16 protein-coding genes are annotated in these 22,827 nt (G+C 42.3%); 9 read left to right on the top strand and 7 right to left on the bottom strand.

Going from position 1 to position 22,827, the window contains the following annotated elements:
* Positions 1-213 precede the first annotated feature (213 nt).
* Together EXT47_RS16370 and EXT47_RS16365 are read left to right on the top strand one after the other, a co-directional pair.
* Positions 214-2,403, top strand: a complete 2,190-nt coding sequence (locus EXT47_RS16370; RefSeq protein WP_130127081.1) for an EAL domain-containing protein — start codon at positions 214-216, stop codon at positions 2,401-2,403.
* Positions 2,404-2,526: 123 nt separating this feature from the next.
* Positions 2,527-2,787 (top strand): hypothetical protein, encoded by a 261-nt coding sequence (locus EXT47_RS16365; protein WP_010376734.1) that lies wholly within the window; start codon positions 2,527-2,529, stop codon positions 2,785-2,787.
* A 737-nt stretch (positions 2,788-3,524) separates the two neighbouring features.
* Here EXT47_RS16365 and EXT47_RS16360 read toward each other — a convergent pair.
* The 4 genes from EXT47_RS16360 to coaBC all read right to left on the bottom strand — a co-directional run bounded on the left by EXT47_RS16360 (position 3,525) and on the right by coaBC (position 11,523).
* Positions 3,525-6,437, bottom strand: a complete 2,913-nt coding sequence (locus EXT47_RS16360) for a TonB-dependent siderophore receptor (RefSeq protein WP_130127080.1) — start codon at positions 6,435-6,437, stop codon at positions 3,525-3,527.
* Between the two features lie 266 nt (positions 6,438-6,703).
* On the bottom strand, positions 6,704-9,475 hold the full coding sequence (locus tag EXT47_RS16355) for a prolyl oligopeptidase family serine peptidase (RefSeq protein WP_130127079.1): 2,772 nt from the start codon (positions 9,473-9,475) through the stop codon (positions 6,704-6,706).
* 106 nt (positions 9,476-9,581) lie between these two features.
* Complete coding sequence (slmA, locus tag EXT47_RS16350; protein ID WP_010376740.1) at positions 9,582-10,169, bottom strand: nucleoid occlusion factor SlmA; 588 nt, start codon at positions 10,167-10,169, stop codon at positions 9,582-9,584.
* Between the two features lie 157 nt (positions 10,170-10,326).
* On the bottom strand, positions 10,327-11,523 hold the full coding sequence (gene coaBC / locus EXT47_RS16345; protein WP_130127078.1) for a bifunctional phosphopantothenoylcysteine decarboxylase/phosphopantothenate--cysteine ligase CoaBC: 1,197 nt from the start codon (positions 11,521-11,523) through the stop codon (positions 10,327-10,329).
* A gap of 128 nt (positions 11,524-11,651) precedes the next feature.
* Here coaBC and radC point away from each other — a divergent pair, with 128 nt between their 5' ends.
* The 3 genes from radC to rpmG all read left to right on the top strand — a co-directional run bounded on the left by radC (position 11,652) and on the right by rpmG (position 13,189).
* A complete protein-coding gene (radC, locus tag EXT47_RS16340; RefSeq protein ID WP_017219072.1) occupies positions 11,652-12,326 on the top strand; it encodes a DNA repair protein RadC in 675 nt (224 codons plus the stop codon).
* Positions 12,327-12,785: 459 nt separating this feature from the next.
* Positions 12,786-13,022: a 50S ribosomal protein L28 gene (gene rpmB / locus EXT47_RS16335; protein WP_010376746.1), complete on the top strand. Its 237-nt coding sequence runs from the start codon at positions 12,786-12,788 to the stop codon at positions 13,020-13,022.
* Between the two features lie 11 nt (positions 13,023-13,033).
* The gene (rpmG, locus tag EXT47_RS16330; RefSeq protein ID WP_010364212.1) at positions 13,034-13,189 is read left to right on the top strand and encodes a 50S ribosomal protein L33; all 156 of its coding nucleotides are present in this window, start codon (positions 13,034-13,036) and stop codon (positions 13,187-13,189) included.
* Positions 13,190-13,245: 56 nt separating this feature from the next.
* Here rpmG and EXT47_RS16325 read toward each other — a convergent pair whose 3' ends face one another.
* Positions 13,246-15,219, bottom strand: coding sequence for a winged helix-turn-helix domain-containing protein (locus EXT47_RS16325; protein WP_130127077.1), 1,974 nt, complete (start codon positions 15,217-15,219; stop codon positions 13,246-13,248).
* 131 nt (positions 15,220-15,350) lie between these two features.
* On the opposite strand from EXT47_RS16325, the gene EXT47_RS16320 reads away from it, so the two are divergent.
* Positions 15,351-17,174, top strand: a complete 1,824-nt coding sequence (locus EXT47_RS16320; protein ID WP_130127076.1) for an alpha/beta hydrolase — start codon at positions 15,351-15,353, stop codon at positions 17,172-17,174.
* Positions 17,175-17,272: 98 nt separating this feature from the next.
* Here EXT47_RS16320 and EXT47_RS16315 read toward each other — a convergent pair whose 3' ends face one another.
* Positions 17,273-19,333 (bottom strand): S9 family peptidase, encoded by a 2,061-nt coding sequence (locus tag EXT47_RS16315; protein ID WP_130127075.1) that lies wholly within the window; start codon positions 19,331-19,333, stop codon positions 17,273-17,275.
* A gap of 137 nt (positions 19,334-19,470) precedes the next feature.
* On the opposite strand from EXT47_RS16315, the gene EXT47_RS16310 reads away from it, so the two are divergent.
* The gene (locus EXT47_RS16310) at positions 19,471-19,986 is read left to right on the top strand and encodes a hypothetical protein (RefSeq protein ID WP_039492859.1); all 516 of its coding nucleotides are present in this window, start codon (positions 19,471-19,473) and stop codon (positions 19,984-19,986) included.
* A gap of 2 nt (positions 19,987-19,988) precedes the next feature.
* On the top strand, positions 19,989-20,192 hold the full coding sequence (locus EXT47_RS16305) for a helix-turn-helix transcriptional regulator (protein ID WP_039492858.1): 204 nt from the start codon (positions 19,989-19,991) through the stop codon (positions 20,190-20,192).
* Positions 20,193-20,273: 81 nt separating this feature from the next.
* On the opposite strand, the gene EXT47_RS16300 is transcribed toward EXT47_RS16305, so the two are convergent.
* Positions 20,274-20,966, bottom strand: a complete 693-nt coding sequence (locus tag EXT47_RS16300) for a hypothetical protein (protein WP_039492857.1) — start codon at positions 20,964-20,966, stop codon at positions 20,274-20,276.
* 409 nt (positions 20,967-21,375) lie between these two features.
* Here EXT47_RS16300 and EXT47_RS16295 point away from each other — a divergent pair, with 409 nt between their 5' ends.
* A complete protein-coding gene (locus tag EXT47_RS16295) occupies positions 21,376-22,815 on the top strand; it encodes a carboxypeptidase-like regulatory domain-containing protein (RefSeq protein ID WP_130127074.1) in 1,440 nt (479 codons plus the stop codon).
* Positions 22,816-22,827: the final 12 nt, after the last annotated feature.

The following is a 22,827-nucleotide window of genomic DNA, read 5'->3' as shown; positions in this document are numbered from 1 at the left end:
CTAATAGGAGTAGATAAACGTTTGATACAGAATCCTCTTTGGTAAAAAGTATGCTAAATCATCTATTTTGTTCTATGCTCGACTATAATATTTCATGTATGTTAATCAAACAGAACTGTAATAGTAAAAATGTACCATATTTTGTAAGATGGTAAACACTGGAGTGAATCAGTGCCTATAATTAAAGAGTAGTGCGGATTTAAAGGGTAAAACATGGCACCTGAGCAAGAAGATTATTTGTTTGCAGAGCACGAAGAAGTTACTCAAGAAGAAGAAACGACAAGTGCTTTTTGGGATGTCTTAGTCGTTGATGATGATCCAGAGATCCATTCTGTTACTAAACTTGCGCTGTCTAATTTAGAGTTTTGGGGCAAAAAGCTCAGGTTTTTTCATGCCTATTCTGGCAAAGAAGCCATTGAGATTTTAAAAGAACAAAATAATATCAGTATCCTTTTACTCGATGTGGTGATGGAAACCGATGATGCTGGTCTTAATGTCGTGCGTCGAGTGCGCGAAGAGATCAAAAATATGGCAGTACGTATTATTATGCGTACAGGTCAACCGGGTTATGCACCGGAAGAAAAGATCATTCGTGAGTTCGACATTAACGATTATAAAATGAAGACAGAACTCACCCGCAGCAAACTGGTTACTTCTTTACTTACCGCTATCCGTTCTTATCAACAAATTTGTGAGCTCGAAGCGCAAAGCCACGCACTAGAGCAGATCCTTTCAGCTTCTCGCGCCATACTCGGTCATACCGATATGGGCTCCTTTGCAGCAGCGGTCGTTGCCCAATTGGCAAATATTTTAGACGCGTCAGGCGAAGGCTTAGTGAGTGGTTACCTAGATGATGATATGCATTTAAGGGTGTTTGGCGGTAGTGAGCAGTACCGTGAATTCTTTGGTCATGGTATAGAGCAGCTTGATAATGGTCGTGTCATCATGCAAGTACAAAACTGTATTGATACCGAATCCCACCAATCTACCGCACATGACATTACCTTCTTACTTGAAAGCAAAAACAAAAAAGCAGCCATTTATTTAGAGCTAGAGGCTGAGCCATCGGAAGCGCAATTGAAGTTTGCTGAGATATTCCTAACGAACGTTGGTGTTGGTCTTGATAATATTAAGCTATTCAATGAATTACGTGAGGTTGCTTACAAAGATAATCTCACCAAACTGCCTAATCGCGCTAATTTTATCGAGAAAATAGAGTCGTACTTTAACCAACAACAGTCGCTCGTTTTTATTCTTGTTGATATTGCTCAATTTTCTGACATCAATAACGGTTTAGGCCAAGAAGTTGGGAACTTGTTGTTATTAGGAGTTGCTGAGCGAATTAGTATTGAGTTTCCTGAGGCCCAGTTAATTTCACGTATAGGTGCGGATGTGTTTGGCTTTTTAATGCCAGAGTCGCAGTTTGATGAAGAGTCTTTTATTGATAACTTGTGCGTGCCCTACCATGTCGGGGAGCATTTGTTGACTATGCACTTTCATATTGGAGTGTGCCGTCAAGAAGACTTTCAACCGCAAGGAATAGAGACCTTAAAACTTGCGTATATTGCGCTTAACCAAGCAAAACAGTCGAGTATTCCACTGGATTGGTATACCCCAGATTTAGAAGAAAAAATGGCTTGGAAGCTGGGGTTAATAAGACAGCTCAGGCAAGATTTTGAGATGAAAAAACTCGAGGTCTGGTATCAGCCTCAGTTTTCTATTGCTGATCGCAAGGTGATTGGGTGTGAGGCTTTGTTGCGTTGGCCTTCAGGAAACGGGAATTATATTTCCCCTGCGATTTTTGTTCCGCTTGCGGAAAATGCGGGGCTTATTGTCGAAATTGGCCAATGGGTACTAGAACAAGCCTGTCAGTTGCAGGCAACGTTGCAGCAACAGGGATTCGGTGAGCTTAGTATTGCTGTTAACGTCTCTGTGCCGCAGTTTAAGGTGCCAAACTATGCACAGCAGGTTAAAGATACGATTTTGTCGTTTAATGTGGAGCCTAAGCATATTGAGCTTGAAGTGACAGAAAGTGTAGTCATGGATGAGGTAAATTCAGTGATCAATACACTCCAAGAGTTACAAGAATTTGGTGTTGAGGTGGCCATTGATGACTTTGGTACTGGATTTTCTTCTTTGAGCTATTTGCAAAAACTTCCTTTAGCACGGCTTAAAATCGACCGTGCTTTTGTCAAAGATATTCCTCATGATGACAGCGGTGCAATTGCCGATCTTGTCATCTCTTTAGGTCAGCATCTTGGCCTAAAAACAATTGCGGAAGGTGTTGAGACAGAAGAGCAAATGACGGTGCTACAAAAGCTTGGCTGCGATGAGGTACAGGGATTTTTATTAGCAAAGCCAATGCCTGAGCGAGACTTGCTTGAATTTTTAGAGTCAAATTAGACAATTGTGTTGTTAAAATCGGTGCAATTGCTTTTCTTTGTAATGTTGATTAGACTAAAGTTTGAACACTCCGTTCTTAAATGTACTTAGGTACTTTGTATTATCAATAATAAAGGATTTGCTATGAAAATCGCAGGAGTTTGTGTTGTCCTATTGGTGCTTCTGACGGGTTGTAATTCAACGACCGAGTCGGCAAAAAACAATAATGAGAGCACGATAGCTAAGAATCAAGATGATTTATACTGTAAGCAAGATATCATCACTGGTAGTAAGTTTACAAAACGAAGATGTCGTACTAAAGACCAGATCGAGCATGATCGACGTGCGGCGAAAGACATGCTTAACCGACAGCAGAGTACTGTTGGCGTTCAGGGCGGTCAGTAAATTTCGCTTTGTTAGACTAGCACGAGCAGTCTAATTATTTGCTCTAATTGAGGAAACGGTTGCGAATTGCGCTGAAAACTCCTCTTTTAGAGCAATTACCTTTCTTTCTCTCAAGTTTAAATTACGCTTTATCTTTCCTGACTATCTCCACTTATTTAACCTGAGGTTTGGATAAGGAATGAGCTAACTCATTGTTTTTAATAACACATTAAATTATCCCCCTTATCTAGCCAGACAGTTTTAGGGATAACAAGGCGAATTTATGCACCAATAGCTGGCTATTGGAAGTGAATTCAACGCAGTTAGCGCTAAAACTGGCTGCTAGAAAGGCATTAATTATCCGAAGCTCAGGTTATTTAATTGTGATTACGATGTATGAACGTTAGCGGTGATAGATATTATTGTGTGCATGGTATCTCATGTTTTAATACCAAATAGTCTTAATACCCACTCGATGTGAGAGAAAAATCTGACGCTAACTGCGTTAAAAACTTCTTTTTTAGAACAACTAGGTGCCTTGCTGCTAGCTGGATGCGGAGCAAGCGACAAGACTTTCTAACCTCAAAAATAGCTCACCTTATTAAAAAGCTTTGATGTCAGATGAGTAGTTAATAGATATTTGCCCTCTAGGCATCATGATTAAGCAGTGGTGTGAGAGTGACGTTAAACTAAAAAAGCCCCCGCAGCTTTAAACTTGCGGGGGCTCATAGTTACGACTAAATCTTGCGGGCTTTAGACTACAGTCTAAATGTGAAACCTGCGAAGATATAGCGACCCAAAGAATCATAGAAACCAGGGTAAGTGTTACCATTTGCTGGGCCTGCAGGACCATTTGGTACTAGTGGAGCGGTATTATCAAAGATATTATTTACACCACCGCGGAATTGCAGGTTATCAGAAGCATTCCATGTTACTGCAATATCAACGTAGTCACGCGCAGTCATTGGAACTGGTCCATCGATTACTTGACCGTCGTCATTTCGTGCGAATTCCTTCACTTCACTTACATAACGGTAGGTTGCTGTAACGTTTGCATCCCAAGGTGTTACCCAAGTTGTTGAGAAGTTTGACTTAAAGTCAGGAACTGGGTATTCACATACCGCTCTATCCCAACGACCAGCACAATCGTCAATATCACCACCTGGTAAGTTTTGCGTTGCAAACTTATCTAGCCATGTACCGATTAGCTTGAAGCGTAAAAGACCCATATCATCAGGTAGGTTATAACGGTAAGATGCATCAAAATCGATACCGCTTGTTTCTACGCTACCAATGTTGGTATCAATCGCAGTGATCGCATCCTGGCCTAGCCACAATGAGCCTGTTGGACCACGGTTAATCAGTCCACAGAACTCGTCGTTACCATTAATCGCACACTGATTGAAGATTGTTGCTTCAGGGATTTCTTGAATTGCGTCTTCAACAGTAATGTCGAAGTAGTCAATCGCAATGTCTAAACCTTCAATGGCTTCAGGAGATAATAGAATACCAAACGAGATAGTATCTGATTTCTCAGGCTCTAGGTCTGGGTTACCACCAGTGATACTATTGTATTGACCTGCTGGGTTGATTAGTGCGTTAGAACCATATTTAGATGGATCAAGACCTGTTCTGGCACACTGCTCAACAGTTAAAGTTGGATTCGCGCCACCACATGGATCTTCCCAGTTAAACAAACCTAAACCAGCAGATCTGAATAGGTCACGTACGTTACCAGCACGCACTGCGCGTTGGAAGCTTGTTCTCAAACCAAGTTGGTCATTAACGCGGATATCAAACGCACCTTTATAGGTGTTAGTTGTTTTATCCGTTGAATAATCAGAGTAGCGGTAAGCTAACTCTAAAGTAATATAATCAGCAAATTCAGAGTCTTCAACTAAAGGTACGTTAAATTCAGTAAAGAATTCATTGACGTCAAATTCACCACTTACGCCAAGAACTGGACCACCTTGACCTGCACCGTCACCCGACTGGAAGCCTTGATCCGGATTGAAGTCTAGCGACTCTTTTCTGTGCTCAAGACCAAATACCACGCCCACACCAGTGGAAGTCCCAGGTACTACAACACCGTACTCAGTAAGGTCACCAGTAACATAACCACTAATTTGTTTTGTTCTCGTGTCACCACGAGCAAATAGAGGCATAGTTAGATAGTCGATTTGCTCTTGAGTGATGTTCGCTGGATCGAAAATATTCCAAGGAATACAGGTTGGATCGCTACCATCTACAACTGACTTACATACCACGTTACCTTCATCATCTGTTGTTGCTTGTAATGAACGAATGATTCTGGTTGTAGACATGTCGTTTTGGTAAGTCTGAGCATATGATACGTTACCAAAGTTCATATACGCATCATAACTCCAGTTGTCATCGATTTCACCGCGAACACCTAGTACAAAACGAGTTGAGGTATGGCGAATATCGTCTTGACGAGGGCCACCTTCAACATTACGTTTACCGATGAAAGCACCCTTAACAACACCATCTGTTGCAACACCGTCAGGTCCGCAAAGCGTATTTCTTTGTGAAGCTGAAAGTAGTGGGTTATCACAGCTAATATCAACTTGATTCAGGAATGAACCAGAAGGTGCGATCTGAGCCACTGTGCGGTTGTCCATGTAGTTAAACTCAGCATAAAACGTATGGCTGTCGTTAAAATCATAGTGACCTAGTAAACCAAATGTTTTACGTTTGTCTGGACGTTGGAAATAGTTTAGTGGGCCGTAGTTGTATACTGTGCCAGCTGTAGGAACTAGATCGGTACCAGATACTTTGTAGTCATAGGTATCGAAATCGGTAATACGGCCATCTGGAATTGTTCCTGAACCACCACAGACACGTGTACCTGTCGCGTTTATATTCATAGCACAAGCACTGTAGTCACGGTTATCCTGTGTCACCTCTTCGATATCACGCCAAGTCGCGTAACCTGTGATGTTAGCACGGCCATCTGCAGAGTTTGCACCAAAAGTCAGAGAGATATCATGGGTGTCGCCATCCCATTGACTTCCGTCAGGTACCGGGAAGCCTCTATCTTTTAGTGCTCGTTGCATGTCTTTGTGGTCGTTATCATGTTGATAAACACTACCTTGATACTCAACTTGGAAGCCTTCAAAGTCGTCTTTCATGATAAAGTTTACAACACCAGCAACAGCGTCTGAGCCGTATGTTGCTGACGAACCACCAGTTAACACATCGACACGATCAACTAAAGCTGCTGGGATTTGGTTAAGGTCAGCACCGATACCACCAGCAACAGGAGAACCAGAAGGCAAGCGACGTCCATTAACGAGTACCAATGTACGTTCTGTGCCTAAGTTACGAAGGTTTACTGTTGCGGTACCTGTAGCTCCATTTGCTTGGCCTGAAGTTTGGTCAGCAAAGATTGCAGGCATATCGTTGAGTAGATCTTCTACCCTAGTAATACCTGCAACTTTAATGTCTTCGGCCGTAACACTTGTTACAGGGCTCGCACCGGTCATGGCAGCTCGCTTGATACGAGTACCAGTAACCTCAATTCGTTCTACGCTATTAGTAGCGTTGGCATCTGTTTCTTCAGCGTGGGCGATACCTGATACGCCTGCAGTCAGCGTTGAACAAGCCAGTAGAGATAGCCTGATCGTTGCTGATAGGTTAGAAAGTTTCATCTTATTTCCTTATTTATTTATTTATTAGCAGAGTAGGAAAATGTTCCTGCAACATAGAACTTACAACGCATCTACTGAAAGTTCAATGGTTCGTTTGTAAAACCGTCAAATGTAATGGAGATATGAGCTTTTTTATAACGAAATTATACGGATGAAAGTTGAAACAAAACATTTCTAGATAAAAGTAAAACAAAGGAATGAGTAAATTGTTGCCAAAAAAAGGACACCGTGATGGTGTCCTTGACGATGAATACCTGTGGAGTTGCTTACTCTTCCGTGATAAATGCTTCACCGGATTGAATCCACTCTGCTGGTGGCAATCCTTTCAGGTGATAATCAAAGTATTCTTTCATACGAATTGAATAATCTAGCTGATTTGGCAGCTTTTTCAGATGGTGCGGTTCACCTTCGTATTGCAAGAAAATAGCGTCTTTATCATGTCTTCTTAAGGCTAAATAGTATTGAATACCTTCTTGCCAAGGCACTGCTCCGTCGTTATCACCAAACATGATCAAAATCGGCGTGTTTACTTTATCAGCGTAAAACACTGGAGAGTTTTCTATATATAATTCAGGCGCTTCTGTTAGCGGTTTACCGATACGGCTTTGGCCTGTTTCGTACTGGAACTGTCTTGCAAGACCCGACTCTAAACGGATCCCACTGAACGCAGAGGTCATATTAGATACTGGCGCGCCAGACACAACCGCTTTAAACATATCTGTCTGTGTGATCATAAATGCACTTTGGTAACCAGCCCAAGAGTGGCCTTGTAAGCCAATTTTATCCGGATCCGCAACACCTGTATCAATCAGCGCTTGTGCTGCATTGATCATGGTTTGTGTTGAAGAGCGCCCTGGGTGGCCGATTTCAAAACGAATATCAGGCAAGAATATCGCATAACCGTTTGAGGTATACATTGGCAGGTTTGGTCTGTGATTTAACTCCATTTTCGGGAAGTCATACATGCGCTGACTCATATAGCGGTAGAAGTAAATCACCACTGGCACTTTATCACCGGCTTTATAATTAGCAGGTTTGATTAACACGCCTTGAAGATCTTCGCCATCGTAGCCTTTGTACTTCACAAGTTCAGGTTTTTGGCCCCAAGCAAATGTCTGCTGCTGTGGATTTAAATCTGTGAGTTTTGTCGGGTTATTAAAGCTGCTATCTGAGACCCAATAATCAGGAAATTCTTGATAAGACTGTCTTGTGAAAATATAAGTGTCCGCCTCTTTGGCTTTTCTCACCACACCATATTTAGCTTCGCCAGACAAAACAGTTTGCAACTTGTTATCTTGTAGAGAAAGCGTTGCAATATGCGTTTGTTTATTTTCGAGGTTGTGCGCACTTAACAGTAAGGTATCGTCTGGGTTAAAGCCTAGTTTGTCCTTATCTTTATACTCAATGCGGTATTGTGTTTGGGTCTTATAGCCGTCAGTTAGTCGAGTTGCTTTTGCCGTTTTGGTATCAAATGCCCAAATATCATATTTACTGTAGGCGTAGAGCGTCGAACCATCGAGCTGCCAACCAGCAAATCCAAACCCTTCATTTGGTTCTGGCTTATCATGTTTATCATCAGCAAATAGTGCGTTTTTAACCGCTTTGCTTACTGGGGTAAGCTGTTGTGTGGATAGCGATTTCAACCAGACTTGTTCACCGTCGAAATAGGCCGCATGTTTACCATCAGGCGCGACGGTAGGGCGATTTGAACTTTCTTTAACAATGAGTTGTTTATCACCACTGCTGATATCAACGCTGTAGTAGTCGCGATAAAAGCCTTTGTACATAATCTGCTTTAGGTAGGGAGTATCGTCGCTGCCCAGCACAAAATTTGCGTTTGTGCGCAGTGAAATAGCAGGCACTTGAAGGTTTTCAAGCTGTACTACACGCTCGCCATTAATATGATAAACCGCTTGATAATGTTGATCTCGACGGCTTTCATTCCATGTTTTTATTTCTCGAGTTTTGATTTCAGGATCGGCATTGTGCCAAACCTTTAAGCCTTTTTGCTGGCGAATGGTATCGTAATCAAAAAGTGAGCTTTCATCTGTGTATTTAAGCACTTTGGCTTTTTCTTCAAGCTGTGGACGATTTTCAAAAAACAGTCGTGAGCCATCTTCAGACCATTTGATTGATGCTGTCTTGCCTGAAAACCAACCGCTTGGGTTGTGGATGTCGGTTATTTTATTGCTTGTTGGAGACCATAATTTGAGTTGGTAGTCGCGGCGGCGCTTGTCATCGTTGACATAATTACCTAAATAAAAAGCGACATGTTGAGAATTGGGTTGCCAAGCAATGTCTCCTAAAGTCACACCGGGCTCATCAATAAGACTTGTGATTTGATTGCTTGCTAAGTCAATAACGGCCACACGGTTTTTACTGCCATCTTCACTGCGCTGATTGACCAGTATCGCGTTACTATTTGGTGCTACTTTGTATGCTGCGATGTCGTCATAGCGAGTGCTCTCATTGTTAGAAAGATTCAGCACTACAAGCGTTAAGGTTTCGTCGCCTTTATCTGCACTGATTTTGAGCTCATTAGTTTGCTCGTCTGTATTCGCTTTTGCGTCTGATTTGTTGTCGCCTTTTTTTGCATCCTCACGATACACCAGCCATAGGCCATCATCTGAAAGTTGATAATCTTTAACCGAGCTAAAGGTTTGCTGGGCCTTAGTTGTGGTGTTCACCAACACTAAGTTGTTTTTTAGTGTTTTTTTCTTCTTTTTATCTGCCGTTTCTTTTTCAAGTAGGGTAGGGCGCTGGGTAAAGCCAACCCATTGACCGCCTTTATTGATAACTGGATTCGTGCCACGGGGAACCGATGCAATCAGTGCTTTATTATTGAGAGAATACACTTGGCCTTCGCTGTCACCACGGTAAGGCTTTGCACTTAGGCCGAGGAATGTGCCTTGTTCGGAGATCACCGTACCCTGAGGGTAACGAAAATCAAAAACATCTTTAAATTCAAGGCTGGGTTTAGCTGCTAAGCTGCTTACACTAAAAAGTGCTGCGCTTAAGAGAGAGAGTTTTAGAGTCATATTTAGAGCATTTTAGTATGTATTTATGATGTTTTTATCACTTTTAACGGTGAAACTAAAATGCTCTGCGGTGTGCGGATGTATTTAAGCGGCTAGCCGCAGGTGTTTAAAGCCAGATTTTCTCAAGCTCAACCCACTGTTTATCGAATTGCGCGGTTGGTTTTGCTTTAAAGTCACTTCTGACAAACTGATTCATCTTACCCTCAACAAAAGCTAAGAATAGGTTAGCCAATACACTTTCTTCACTCGTGAATGCCTTACCTTCTCGCAGTTTGCGCTCTCTTAATACTTGTTTGAATTGCGTCTCAAGCTTTTCAAATAAGCTTTGTACTCGTTCACGTAAGCGTTCTTGCTCACCTTGTAGTGCATCACCCGTTAAAATACGTGTGATCCCTGGATTTTTCTCTGCAAAGGCTAGGAGTAAAGTAAGAATGTTGTAGATCCGGTTACGGGTTTCTTTTTCGTTTTCTAGGATTAAATTAATGCGTGACAGTAACGTATCTTCGATGAACTCAATAAGCCCCTCAAACATTCTCGCTTTACTTGGAAAGTGGCGATAAAGCGCAGCTTCTGAAACCCCGACTTCAGCAGCGAGTTTAGCTGTGGTAATACGCTGTCCCGGGCTGGTTTCCAGCATTTGTGCGAGTGATTGAAGAATTTGCTCTTTGCGATTACTACGTTTTGTCGCTGGCATGAAATTTCCCTTATTTTTCTAATTGTTATATTGTTTTTGCCGGGTTTATTAAGCACAGAGAGTGATGCGCAGAAGTGCAAACCCCGACTCGTTTACACGTTATCGGGGTATCATGTTAATGTTTTATTCAGTTTCTTTCCAGTCTTTTACATGAAGGTTATTTTATCTTTTCGGCAATAGCTTGCATGACAGTAAGTGCTAACTCTTTTTTGCTAGAGTGAGGGAGTTCAAGTCGGTCTTTTTTCCAATATAGGGTCAATGTGTTGTTATCAGAATTAAAACCACCTGTGCTATCCGACACATCATTCGCACAGATCATATCCAACCCTTTATTGACCAATTTTCCTTGCGCATATTCGGCGACATTCTGCGTCTCAGCGGCAAAGCCAACGGTATAAGGACGAGACTGTTTTAGTGCTGCGACAGTGGCGATAATATCGGGGTTTTTGACCAGTGTAAGTGTGATTTCATCGCCTTGCTTTTTAATCTTTTGCTCGGCAACGGTGGCTGCACGGTAATCAGCGACCGCCGCGCAGCCGATAAAAATATCCGATTGTACGGCATATTCGAGTGCAGCTTGTTGCATCTGCTCAGCACTTTCTACATCAATTCGAGTAATTCCAGTGGGGGTATTCAGTGAAACCGGGCCTGCGATCAAATTTACGCTTGCACCTAGAGCCTTTGCCGCCTCAGCAAGACTAAAACCCATTTTTCCTGAACTGTGATTGGTAATAAAACGCACCGGATCTAATGCTTCGCGTGTCGGTCCTGCAGTGATAGTTACCGTTTTTCCTGTTAATACTTGCTCAGTAGGGCGAAGTGCAGCTAAACACAGTTGCACCAACTCATGGGGTTCAAGCATGCGTCCTGCGCCTACATCTCCGCAGGCTTGCTCGCCTTTACCGGGTCCCCAGATTTGGACATGGCGTGAAGCTAAGGTATTGAGGTTTGCTTGAGTCGATAGGTGCGCATACATCTGTTGATTCATTGCCGGCGCTACGGCAACAGGCGCGGGCGTTGCGAGCAGTAATGTGGTCAGTAAATCATCTGCAATACCCGCCGCCATTTTGGCGAGGATATTCGAGGTCGCTGGAGCAACCAGCACTAGGTCTGCCCATTTTGCAAATTCGATATGGCCCATTGATGCTTCTGCTTGTGGGTCAAGCAAAGAGTCAGAAACGATTTCACCAGAGACCGCCTGCATTGTCAGTGGCGTGATAAAGTGCTTAGCAGACTCAGTCATCACCACTTTGACATCTATTTGCTGTTCTTTTAGGCGGCGAACGAGTTCTGCGCATTTGTAAGCAGCGATACCACCGCTGATCCCAAGTAAGAGGCGTTTATTTCTTTGCATGTTTGTTTTATACGATCACAGTATCAATAAACTAAAGATATCACAGTCTGTGTTTGCTTTTGAATAATCGTGATCACCCGCTAAGCTTAATTTAGTCAAGGAGACATACAAAGATAAGGAATAGTAGGATGCAAATATCAGCCTTACCCAAATCTGCACGACCAAGAGAAAAGTTAATAGAGCAAGGCCCTGAGGCGTTATCCAATGCCGAGTTATTGGCTATCTTTTTACGCACTGGGATCAAAGGATTAAATGCCATAGAGCTTGCCGAATCCTTGTTGCAAGAACAGCAAACGTTACAGCGTTTATTCAATGCCTCGTTAGAAGAGTTTTCAGCGTTAAAAGGCTTAGGCGTTGCTAAATACACTCAGTTACAGGCCGTTTTGGAGCTAAGTCGGCGTTATCTAAAAGAAGAGTGCTTAAGAGAAACGGTATTTCAAAACCCGACAGCGGTACGTGACTATTTGAGTGCTCAACTACGGGGGCTTGGGCATGAAGTGTTTATGGTGCTGTATCTAGACAACCAAAATCGCCTGATAAAAGATGAAGTGTTGTTTCACGGCACAATTAACGCGGCTTCGGTTTATCCAAGAGAAGTAGTAAAGGCGGCACTAAAATACCACAGTGCAGCCGTGATTTTTGCCCATAACCATCCATCGGGCGTGGCAGAGCCCAGCGAAGCGGATAAACTCATCACGAAAAAATTGCAGCAAGGCTTGGCACTGGTTGATATTAATGTACTTGACCATTTAATCGTCGCCGGAAGTCATTGTATTTCGTTTGCCGAGCGAGGACTGATTTAAGCTGAGTTGCTGTTTTATCAGGTGGGTTTCGCTTTCTCAAGTTGTCCTTTTGAACTGAGCAAAATGGAATGGAGCTTGATCACTCAGCTTTTACTCGAAGTGTGAGGTAGCTGGTGGAGTGTTGCTGCCCAAATATACGTATAAGCACGAAAATTAAACAGTGAAAATTACGATGTAGAAAGGGCCAAAAAAGAAATTTGCTCGTTAAATCAGCATATTTGTATAAATTTTATAAATTAGTTCAATTTAAATGCAGTTTTTACTTTCCTAGTGGGCTTCGGATCATTATAATTGGCCGCTATCAAATTTACCCATGAGCTGATTTCAGTAGGATCAGATCCTTGATCTCTGCCTGTAGATACTGTATAAAGAGCGCCCTTTGATTTTACCTAGGGCACGCAGTTAAAAGGCCTTTAAGGGAAAATTAAGCTCGAGCGAAGTTATTGGAGATACATAGACATGTCTAAAGTCTGTCAAGTTACAGGTAAGCGCCCAGTGGTTGGTAACCACCGTTCGCACGCGCGCAACGCTACTAAGCGTCGCTTCCTACCTAACCTACAAACACACCGTTTTTGGGTTGAAAGCGAAAAGCGTTTCGTTTCTCTACGCACTACTACTAAAGGTATGCGTATTATCGATAAAAAAGGCATCGACGCGGTATTAGTAGATATCCGTGCTCGCGGCGAAAAAGTTTAAGGAGCTGAATCATGCGTGATAAGATCCGTTTAGTTTCAACTGCTGGTACTGGTTATTTCTACACTACCGACAAGAACAAGCGTAACATGCCTGAAAAAATGGAGATCAAAAAGTTCGACCCTAAGGTTCGTAAACACGTGATCTTCAAAGAAGCGAAAATCAAGTAATTCGTTTCAAGAATCAATAAAAACCCAGCTTCGGCTGGGTTTTTTGTTTTTGTACTTTAATTTTTCACGGTTAATTGCCAAAGCTCACCACTTGATTGCTTCAGCTCACTGAAAACCACATCGCCATTTTGCAATATATCAAACTGTCCAATAAATCGTTGTGGCGGGGTGAAATACAGCTTTTCTTGTTTAGTCTTCAGGTCAAATCGCCAGATACTTTTGTCTTTTTCATAGTAAAGCGCATTATCTCTGAGTCGCCAATTCAGCCAGTTTCTCACCGGTACATCCGTCACAACTGCAGACTCTTGCCCGTCTTCCAGCTGCCAAATTCCGGGCTGTGTAAACTTGGTAAAATACAACACATTATTAAGCTTGTAGCCGCTGTAGCCACCTTGTGTTGTAAGTTGCTGATGTTGGTTTGTTATTAGATTTAGAGACCATAACTGCCAACTACCAGAGCGTTCACTGCTGTAAATGATTTCATTGTTATCTTGGCTGTAATTGGCAACGTAAGGCTTAAGCTCAGAACCTATAAGTTGTGTTGTTTTTTGGCTGTTGATAGCAAACTGGTAAATGGCGTCTTGATATTCAAAAAGTATTTTAGAAGCGTCATTGTTGAGTTGATAACGTTGAAAGTTAAAAATGTGAGCCAAGTCAACTTGAGTGTGTTGTTGTGTTTCAGTGTCGATAGACCATAAGGCGGAATGCGCGCCATGATCTGAAATATACCAAACTCGCGGCATTTGATTTGCGCGAGGTAAGCGATTCAATGCCTGATTATCAACAAGTGGTGAAAAGGTTTGCTCCGATACGTCGAAAAGGTGAATTAGGCTAGTTAACTTATATTGGTTAAAGAGCAGGGTCTCGTTGCTATCTTGTAATACTAGGCTTTCGATTGGAGCTGTGAGCTTGTGAAGCAGTTCTACTTTGCTCGATTTTATATCGGCGCGATAAATGCTGCTGCCTGCGCTAAAGTAAATCGATTGCCCGCTAGCAGACCAAGTTAGTGCCGTGAGATTATAAGGTAACTTAACGGTGCTCTTTACTGACATGCTTGGGTAATCGTACACCGTCAGTTCGTGTTTATCTTCTCCAAGGTAGCGTGCGGCGGCGAGCTGGTCTCTAGTTGTGGATAAACTAAATAGGTGGTCGCCTCTGAGGTTTCCTGAGGTTGGAGGAAGCGTTAGCTGGATATGTTGTTTTGTATTCAAGTCGAAACGGTAAAGGCCGTATCCACTATGTATATTTGTGCGTTTTCGATAAATGATGTCGTGCGGATTTGCGCCCCATATTAGTTTAATGTTTTCGATAGGCTGGCAAGAGAATAGCGTCGTGTGCTGTGCCTGCGTGATATCAAACTGTTTTACGGTACAGCCATTATCATCGTCGATATAGGCAATGTGTTTGGCGTCTGAGCTTAAGGCTTGTGCGCTGATATTGCCTGAAAACAGCTTTCTATGTTGCTCGCTGTGATTGAGCCACAACTCCGCCTGCTGAGTGTTCGTAGGATGCAGGTAACTAAAGCTTTTATATTGAGTCGCGCTACTTAACTGCAGTTCAATACCGCTCTGGCTCGTTAATTTTTGTGGCGCGAGAGGTTTGTTATTTTGCGCAGGCTGCATGAGCTGATAGGCAACAAATGCACATACGCTGGTAATAAGTAGTGAAGCACCTAAAAGTGGCACGATCCGGGAGCTGGTCTTATTTATTGTTGCCGGAGTATGACTTGTGACTGCGGGAATCAGTCGGTATCCAAGGGTAGGGATAGTCTCTATATACTCAGTTTTACCATCTAATTTATTCATATACTGGCGCAACGTCGACACGGCTTTATTGATTGCGCTTTCTGTGACTACGCGACCTTGCCACACTTCTGCAATGAGCTTATCGCGCGAAACAACATTACCATTTGCTGCAATTAAGGTTTGTAGCAATAAGTAAGGCTTAGGCTCAAGTCTGATGGAGTCTGTGCTACTCGTCAGCGTTCGATTAACCGTATCAAACCGAATGGCTGCAATCTCATAGCGCATTTATTATCCCTTTGATTATATTGTTTATATTTATTGGTAAGGAATTCCTCACAACGATTTCATGTAAATTCGTCGCGCCCTTTTTCAAAGTATTTAGAGTACATGAAAACAATAAAATAGGAATGGCCAACATGACAAGTCGAATGTTTTTAAAACAGGCGTTAGGTTTAACACTCGCAGCTTTAGTCGCGGGTTGTGGCAGCAGTAGCGACAGCAAAAAGGCGTTAAGCAATGACGATGGAGTGTTAAAACCCGTAAACGGTTTTGAGGTTCATCAACTCAATGAGCGTTACTATTATATGAAGCCGATTGAAAAGCCACATAAAGCGTACAAGCTGATGTTGGCTTTTCATGGTTCTGGAGGGACTGCTTACGGTATGGCAAGTTTAACCAAGCTACATGAGCAAAACGATGATTATATTGTTGTTTATCCCAAATCAAAAAATGAAGAGTGGAATGAAGGCTGTGGTTGTAACAAGGCACATCGTTTAGGTGTAGATGACTTAGGCTTTGTTGATCAGATGATTGCAGAAATAAAAGCCAAATATGATGTCATTGACGGTGAAATTTACGCGACCGGCTTTTCTCAAGGCGGGTTATTTGTACAAAACCTATTATGTAACCGTTCGGAGACGTTTAATGCGATAGTAACGGTTGCCGCACCTATGTCCTACCAATTAGGTGATAGCTGTAATTTTTCGACACCTACAAACTACCGAATTATGCACGGTAAAGCAGACTCAGTATTGCCTTATAATGGCAAAAGTCACGCAAATTTTGGGCTACTCTCGTCACCTCAAGCGATTAAAATTATTGCTAATCTAAACTATGAGGCTGCTTTATCTGTTGATGAAGAAATAGCGGAAGGCGTGACGTTAACTCACTATCCTAATCGCAATATTCAAACGCAGCTAATTAGTGTAGGCGGGGCTCATCATAGCTGGAATTTACCACCTGTCCAAACCACCGAATCGATAATGACATTTTTTGAATCGACAAGTCGTTATGCACTGCCCCAAGGTTCTGATCTTATCGCAGTAAACAACGATTATTACCATGTTCGACAATTAAAACAGCACGCTGATAAACCAACTGTGGTCATGCTCTCGGGCGCGAATATGCATTTTCATAGTGACAGTGCTTGGTTCGCGTTACTACAGCCTTACTTGGCAGAGAGTTTTAATGTTTACGTCATTGATAGGCTAGGGCAGGGATTAAGTAGTGTTGATGACGCGCCTTCCATGAATAAATTTGCACACGACCTCCCTGTACTATTTGAAAAGCTCAATCTCAGTGATGTGCATTTGTTGAGTTACGCAAATAGTAACTCGGTGCCGCTAATTGCGATGCAAAAATCACAGGAGTTTCAACAAAAGATAGCAAGCATGTTGTGGTTAGACCCTGATATTTTACTGCCACATTCTATTGCTCAGTATCAAGGTTACCCAGTTGATGTTTATCGTCAATACGGACAAGATTTGATTGATCATGTTGCTGCAGGTAATTGGCAAGAAAAAATGGATGGAAAAATAGCTGAAGAACAGGCGCATATTGAAACACTGCTTGAAGGAAGCGAGTTTGCAGACTACATGGATTGGCAATATTTCAATCACATCATGCAAACCCGCCACAGTGTTGCAGCTCAACTTACTCGAGTACACGAGATGATGAACTACCATGACGACTTGGAGTTAGTAAGAAACTGGCAGCCAGACAGCAGTATTCCGATTTCAGTGATAGACAGTGAGTTTGAAAAACTAGATATCGCCAATGCAGACTCTGAAGAAGCGAAAGCCAATCTAATAAAATGGGAGGCTGAGGGGAGAAAGTGGTCACAAGAAGTTGCTGAAACCAGTGGTGGGCAATACTTACCAATTGCCTCAACGGAGCACTTGATCCCATTTACCGATCCTGAGCTCATTAAGCAAGCTTTAATCGAGCTTTCAAGTCGATAACAAAGCCGATCCCTACTAGTTGACTTGGACAGTCACTACAACCCCAAAAGCTCAGATATCCTTATCTGAGCTTTTTTGTAGGTTGGAAGCTATATTGTTTAAAGCTTACTGACATCCACTGTTAATGTAGCTAAGTGCTCTGTTAGTTTGCTATCAACAGCGCTGGATTTAGCACCTCCCAAGTGTTTTGCGAAAAAGTTTTCCATCGCAATAATGGCTGCTAGTTTATTGTTATGCTGAAGAAATCCATGGCCTTCATCTTTAGCTAGTACATATTCCACCTCTCGACCTGTATCGAAAAGCTTCTTGGCTATCATCTCTGATTGTGGCTGTGGCACTCTAGGGTCGTTAGCACCTTGGATAAGTAAGATAGGTGCTTTAATGTTTTCTACAAAATTAATTGGAGAGCGCGATTCCATGTCTTTTCTATTTGATTCAATTTGAGGGTCCCCAACCGCGGCAAAAAATGAACCAAGATAAGGTCTATAATAGTCAGGAAATGATTCAATCATCGCAATAAGGCTTGACGGTCCGACATAAGAGACAGCTGCGCGGTATAGATCTGGTGTGAAGGTTACACCTGACAGCGCAGCATAACCCCCATAAGAGCCACCCATGATACCTATGCGCGCTTTATCGGCAATACCCTTATCAATCAAATACTGGACACCATCAGTTAGATCCTGCTGCATCGTTCCTGTTCCCCAGTTGTTATTTCCCAATTCTGTGAAATGTTTACCAAACCCAAGGGAACCCCTAAAGTTAGGTTGTAAAACTGCATACCCTCGACTCGCGAAGTAGTGTGCAACGGGAACAAACGTACCACTACTGAACTCCCAATTGTCTCTAACCCAAGGACCTCCATGTGGCAGAATGATGGCTGGCAAGTTCTTCTGATTGTTTTGAGGTAAAGTCAAATAAGCTTGGATTTCAACTCCATCTTTAGCTGTGTAGGTAATCGATTTACGAACTCCCAAGTTGTCGGGGTTAAACGAAGGATCTTGGTTCAACAAGTCGACCAGCTTATGCGTTGTTGGGTTATATACAAACCGTTTATCAGGCTGGTTGGCATAGGTTGCTTTTACAAACCACTGATCTTTGCTTTGATTGATTTTTTCTACATGTATGTCGAAATCACCAACTAATTGGGACTTAATCGCGTCCAAAGTCGCTTTTGTGGCTGCAGTTAGCGGGTAATTACGTAATCTTGCTCCATAATAGGACGCAAGTAATGCTTCCCCGTTTTCATTGAAGACCGCTTGGTGTAGGTCTGAATTGCCAAGCGGATCTTTATGTATTGTGCGCATTTCGTCAGAGGTTAAGTCAACTAAGATGAGCTCTTGCTTATCACGACCTTGAATACTGCCAGAAATGTATGCGGTATTCTGCGCTTGATTGTAGCTTTGTAGCATAATGACTTCGCTTGGTTGTGTATGCAAGATGGCTTTCCAGCTATGGTTTTCTCGTTTGTATAAGGTTGTGGAATTATCACCATTTAATACGGTTGCTAGGGTAGGGTTGCCTGCTTTATCTAACAACGCAGAATAAAAGCCGATGTCATTTTTTTGCAGCAGTGAAAGCGTTTGCGTATTCATGTCCAAAGCGAAGAAATCTAACCTTTTACTATCTAAATGGTTTGCAAAGAGGACTGCTTTGTGTGGTGTGTCTTTTAATTGTGACAAAAGTCGATAGCTGACCTCATCATTGTGCGTCAATCTTTCAACGTTGACACTTTGCTCTAGGTTAGATGGGTCAAAGCGTAATCTATACACTTGGGCGTTTTCGTTTCCTTCCGTATCTTTGCTGAATAAAATTTCATGTTTATTGTGTGACCATACAAAGGAATCCACTGAGTCAGATAAATGGGTTAAAGGAATTGCTTGTGATGCTTGTTTCCCTGATTGAACCAAGTGGATATTTTGTGCTCCATTCGAAGTTTTTAAAAATGCAATCCACTGACCGTCTGCTGATAGCGTAACACTAGAAGTTGCGCTTTCGCCGTATAAACTTGTCAGGTCGATCTGCTGTGTTTGCACTTTGGTGCTTGAAAGAGAGCTTTGTTTTGTTGTCTTGTTTAGCTGGCAGCCACTAAGAGTTAGGCTTGCCAGTATGAATGTGCAAAGCATCGGCTTTTTAAATGTCATCAGATTTATTGTCATTATGGTTACTCCTTTTTGATGTTGAAAATATCATTGCACAACCTTTAATTATTGTAAAACGATAATTTATTGCTGTTTTTTGATGTGTGGAAAAGTTGTGTTATATTGCTGGCATTACAAGTTGAATTGGAGAAAGCATGTCGACGACATTGGATAAGATTCAAAAAAGAAGTAAAGCTATCCGTTGGGTGATCCTATTATTTGCCGGATGTGTGCTTGCGTTTATTGGTTATGAATTTCTAACTCAAGGTCGCCTGAGCTACCATAACGAGCCATTATTTGATGCACTATGGCAGTCGGGAAAAGTAAGTAAAATCAGCCTGTTTTTAACGACTCTGCCGATTCTATTGCTAGCGATCGGAGGAGTTTATTTTATCTGTAAACTGCTTGTGCATTTTGAACGCGGGAACTTTTTTACGCAGGACTGTTTCAGCTGCTTTATTTACTTTATCGGCACTAAAATCGCCTCTATCTTGTACAGTGGTTGCTTGGGGATTGCCACCGCTTATTGGCACGCTTCTTACTTTGAAACAACAGAGTTAGTTGTAGGTATAGAGTTTGGGGAGCTAGTTACACTCGGTATCTTAGCAACTGTTGCCTATCTGCTACGTGCTGCCCAAGAGATCAGTGATGAAAACAAGGAGTTTATTTAGCGATGGAAATAGTAGTGAACTTAGATGTGGTCATGGCAATGCGAAAAGTCTCATCCAAGGAACTCGCTAAAGAAATAGGGATCACAGAAGCCAATTTATCACTGTTAAAAAGAGGGAAAGTGAAGGGAGTGCGGTTCGAAACACTCGCCCATATTTGCCAGTATCTCGATTGCCAACCTGGTGATATTTTGGAGTTTAAGCAATAAGCATTGCAATTGTTGCGGGCCTTTAAATATCAAGTGGCAGCGAACTATATTAACTTAGAGGTGGTATTCAGGTCTGCGAGCTTACGCTCGCGTGCTGACTCTTGGATTTACTGACTCTAATAAAAAGTGACCAAATAACCCCGTGTTGGTATTTAACTGCTCGTCCATAGTTTTGTAGTCTTGACCAAAACCATCAGAGCGAAATTGGTCACTATAACGTTCGGTCAATTCGTTAAGCATTAGGGCGCCACGAAGGTCGTCAGCTTGAAGCTCGCCATAGCCAACTGAATCTCTGTGTTTGAGACCCTGTGCGATACCAGTATGGAGCTGCGAGAATGCTTCCACTAGCTTCCCATTACCTGCTATTTCTTGCTCCAACTCGGACAGTTGTGCAGCAGATAGGTTTGATCCGGTGAGCTTTAAAGAGCCATCTTTTTGCTGATATAAGTCTAGCTGGCTCAGATCTAATTCTGGGTTTTTAGCCATTTGTGCCTCTTTAAAGGCTGCAAATTCATCCACACTTGTCTTCAATGCGGATTGCGTTTTTTTCATATCTTCCATGTATTGCAAAGTGCGCTGGGAGGCTTCTTCATCAAGACGTTTTGATAGTTCAGTCGAGATCCCCTGATCAACACTTAGCGAAACCTTCTCTTTACTTGTGGGATTGGTCCCTTCTGTGCGTTGTGTTTGCATATCTTTGGCTAGTGTTTGCTGCTCAGCTCGATTGGATTGTGGCTGTGTAACGACTTGGTTTGCACGATTAATTTCCACCATATGTTCAATCCTTGTGTATATTTACAAAAAGTGGTGATCATCGACATAGCTGAGCACTTCTACTTAGGTAAAAGTATCAGAACCGATGTATATAGACTCTAAAAATAACCCAAAAGAATTACACTCACAAGTGACGTAAGTCAAAAAATAATAAAATATTAATAATCTGTTATTGAGTTGGTGGTAATTATTAAATAAAGTGTTTTGCGCTTGTGTTTGCAAGCAAAAACATTTTGCCTTTCTACTCAAATGCCTAGCTACATTGAAGTAATTCGTTTCTTGGTAACTACACTTACCTTTTATTTGTAAAGCAAATGGTTAAGTAAAGTTTTGCCAAACTCGCTTATCTGGAGTGGTTAGTGCGCAAAGGTGGATTGGTACTACAGTATCTACTGAAAGGAATTCATAAATGACAAAAATGACAAAATCATTAAGCGGTGTTGCAATTGCTCTGATGGCAGTATTGTCTTCAGCCGCGTCAGCAAACCACAACAAAATCCCAACTGACTTTGCACCGCAGTTACAGATTGAAGCGCTACCCGGCGCACAATTAGACGGCCAAATATTACAAGACTCAAGTGCGCCGCTGCATACCAACTTTCCGTTCCAAGTCCGTAAATCGCAGCAGTTGACGCAAAATATGGTGAACATGCAGCTCAATAATACTGGGACAACCCCTGCTGAGCGCAGCGGTTGTCCAGAGCTGGCACTAGATAGTGCGGTTTACACCAACTTTAGCGCGGAAGGACAAATTCAGTGCTACAGTGTTGAAATAACCGAGGCTACAAAGGTCGAAGGTCTGCTTGTGAACATACCTGCTGGGGTTGATTATAACCTGTATCTATTTAAGCTGGAGGACGACAATAGTTTCACAGCGCTAGATTATTCAAACCTAGCTACAGCAACCACTGAACAAGTAGTACATAAAGTTGAGCCTGGCATTTATATTCTTGCCGCGGAATCTACTCAAGGCGTTGCAACCGAGCAGGCGATCATGGGCTGGTTTAGTCACCCTGAGTTTGATGCTCAAGAGGCAAATGATAAACCAGCTTTAGCAACGACAATGTCCTCATCCATGACCTTGCAGGGCAATATTGATAATCAAAATGACTTGGACTTTTTTACGTATCAAACCGGTGCAGCGCAAAGCCAAGTAAAACTTAACTTTAGTGCAAGTGAGCAGTTTATTTTGGAGCTCTGGACTGGTACTGCATGGGTTAAAGCAACTAACAACCAATTACTTAATGTGAATGTTAATCCAAACTCCTCTGTTACGCTCCGCGCGCGAGGTGATCAAAACAACTTACCACCAACTGCTGCACAGTACGCACTGACAGTCTCTAATGTAGACGCTGCAACTAAGCTAACCAGTATGAATGCGTGGAATAATGAGAATTTAACTAATCTCCTCGAACCATCATTGCTAGAAGCACACCAAGAGATCGGCATGTCAGGTAAGGTTATTGATGATGCAGGCAATGCAATCCCTTACGCGCAAGTTTCACTTCGCGTAGCTACTCATACAGGCCAAACAATTGGCAGTGAGGATCTCTTGACGGACGCGCAAGGTGGTTTTTCAACAATGGTTGCATTACCTGATTGTACTGGCACCGACTCAGTTGTGAGAAGAAACCGCACGTATCGTGGCACACCAACAAACCCAGAGCTTTGGTGGGATATCAGCTACGAACTTGCTGATTATTATTATTTCTTAACCAATTCTAGTGGTGCCATCGTTCATCAGTTTAACCATACATTTGCACATATCTGTAAAGAAAAAATAGTCAAAAGTTGCTACTGGCAGCGTGACTATCAAAACGGTGGCGAAGAATACATTTGTAATCGTTAACGTATCCACCAT

Source organism: Pseudoalteromonas sp. CO342X (assembly GCF_004208915.1).
Lineage (GTDB): Bacteria > Pseudomonadota > Gammaproteobacteria > Enterobacterales > Alteromonadaceae > Pseudoalteromonas > Pseudoalteromonas maricaloris.
This window is presented reverse-complemented; position numbering and strand designations above follow the sequence as displayed.

Excerpts from the sequence above, each read along its gene's own strand:
- rpmB (WP_010376746.1), top strand. The coding sequence starts at position 12,786 with ATGTCTAAAGTCTGTCAAGTTACAGGTAAGCGCCCAGTGGTTGGTAAC.
- radC (WP_017219072.1), top strand. The coding sequence starts at position 11,652 with ATGCAAATATCAGCCTTACCCAAATCTGCACGACCAAGAGAAAAGTTA.
- EXT47_RS16370 (WP_130127081.1), top strand. The coding sequence starts at position 214 with ATGGCACCTGAGCAAGAAGATTATTTGTTTGCAGAGCACGAAGAAGTT.
- EXT47_RS16295 (WP_130127074.1), top strand. The coding sequence starts at position 21,376 with ATGACAAAAATGACAAAATCATTAAGCGGTGTTGCAATTGCTCTGATG.
- EXT47_RS16360 (WP_130127080.1), bottom strand. The coding sequence starts at position 6,437 with ATGAAACTTTCTAACCTATCAGCAACGATCAGGCTATCTCTACTGGCT.
- EXT47_RS16325 (WP_130127077.1), bottom strand. The coding sequence starts at position 15,219 with ATGCGCTATGAGATTGCAGCCATTCGGTTTGATACGGTTAATCGAACG.
- EXT47_RS16305 (WP_039492858.1), top strand. The coding sequence starts at position 19,989 with ATGGAAATAGTAGTGAACTTAGATGTGGTCATGGCAATGCGAAAAGTC.
- coaBC (WP_130127078.1), bottom strand. The coding sequence starts at position 11,523 with ATGCAAAGAAATAAACGCCTCTTACTTGGGATCAGCGGTGGTATCGCT.
- EXT47_RS16310 (WP_039492859.1), top strand. The coding sequence starts at position 19,471 with ATGTCGACGACATTGGATAAGATTCAAAAAAGAAGTAAAGCTATCCGT.
- EXT47_RS16355 (WP_130127079.1), bottom strand. The coding sequence starts at position 9,475 with ATGACTCTAAAACTCTCTCTCTTAAGCGCAGCACTTTTTAGTGTAAGC.
- EXT47_RS16320 (WP_130127076.1), top strand. The coding sequence starts at position 15,351 with ATGACAAGTCGAATGTTTTTAAAACAGGCGTTAGGTTTAACACTCGCA.
- slmA (WP_010376740.1), bottom strand. The coding sequence starts at position 10,169 with ATGCCAGCGACAAAACGTAGTAATCGCAAAGAGCAAATTCTTCAATCA.
- rpmG (WP_010364212.1), top strand. The coding sequence starts at position 13,034 with ATGCGTGATAAGATCCGTTTAGTTTCAACTGCTGGTACTGGTTATTTC.
- EXT47_RS16365 (WP_010376734.1), top strand. The coding sequence starts at position 2,527 with ATGAAAATCGCAGGAGTTTGTGTTGTCCTATTGGTGCTTCTGACGGGT.
- EXT47_RS16300 (WP_039492857.1), bottom strand. The coding sequence starts at position 20,966 with ATGGTGGAAATTAATCGTGCAAACCAAGTCGTTACACAGCCACAATCC.
- EXT47_RS16315 (WP_130127075.1), bottom strand. The coding sequence starts at position 19,333 with ATGACAATAAATCTGATGACATTTAAAAAGCCGATGCTTTGCACATTC.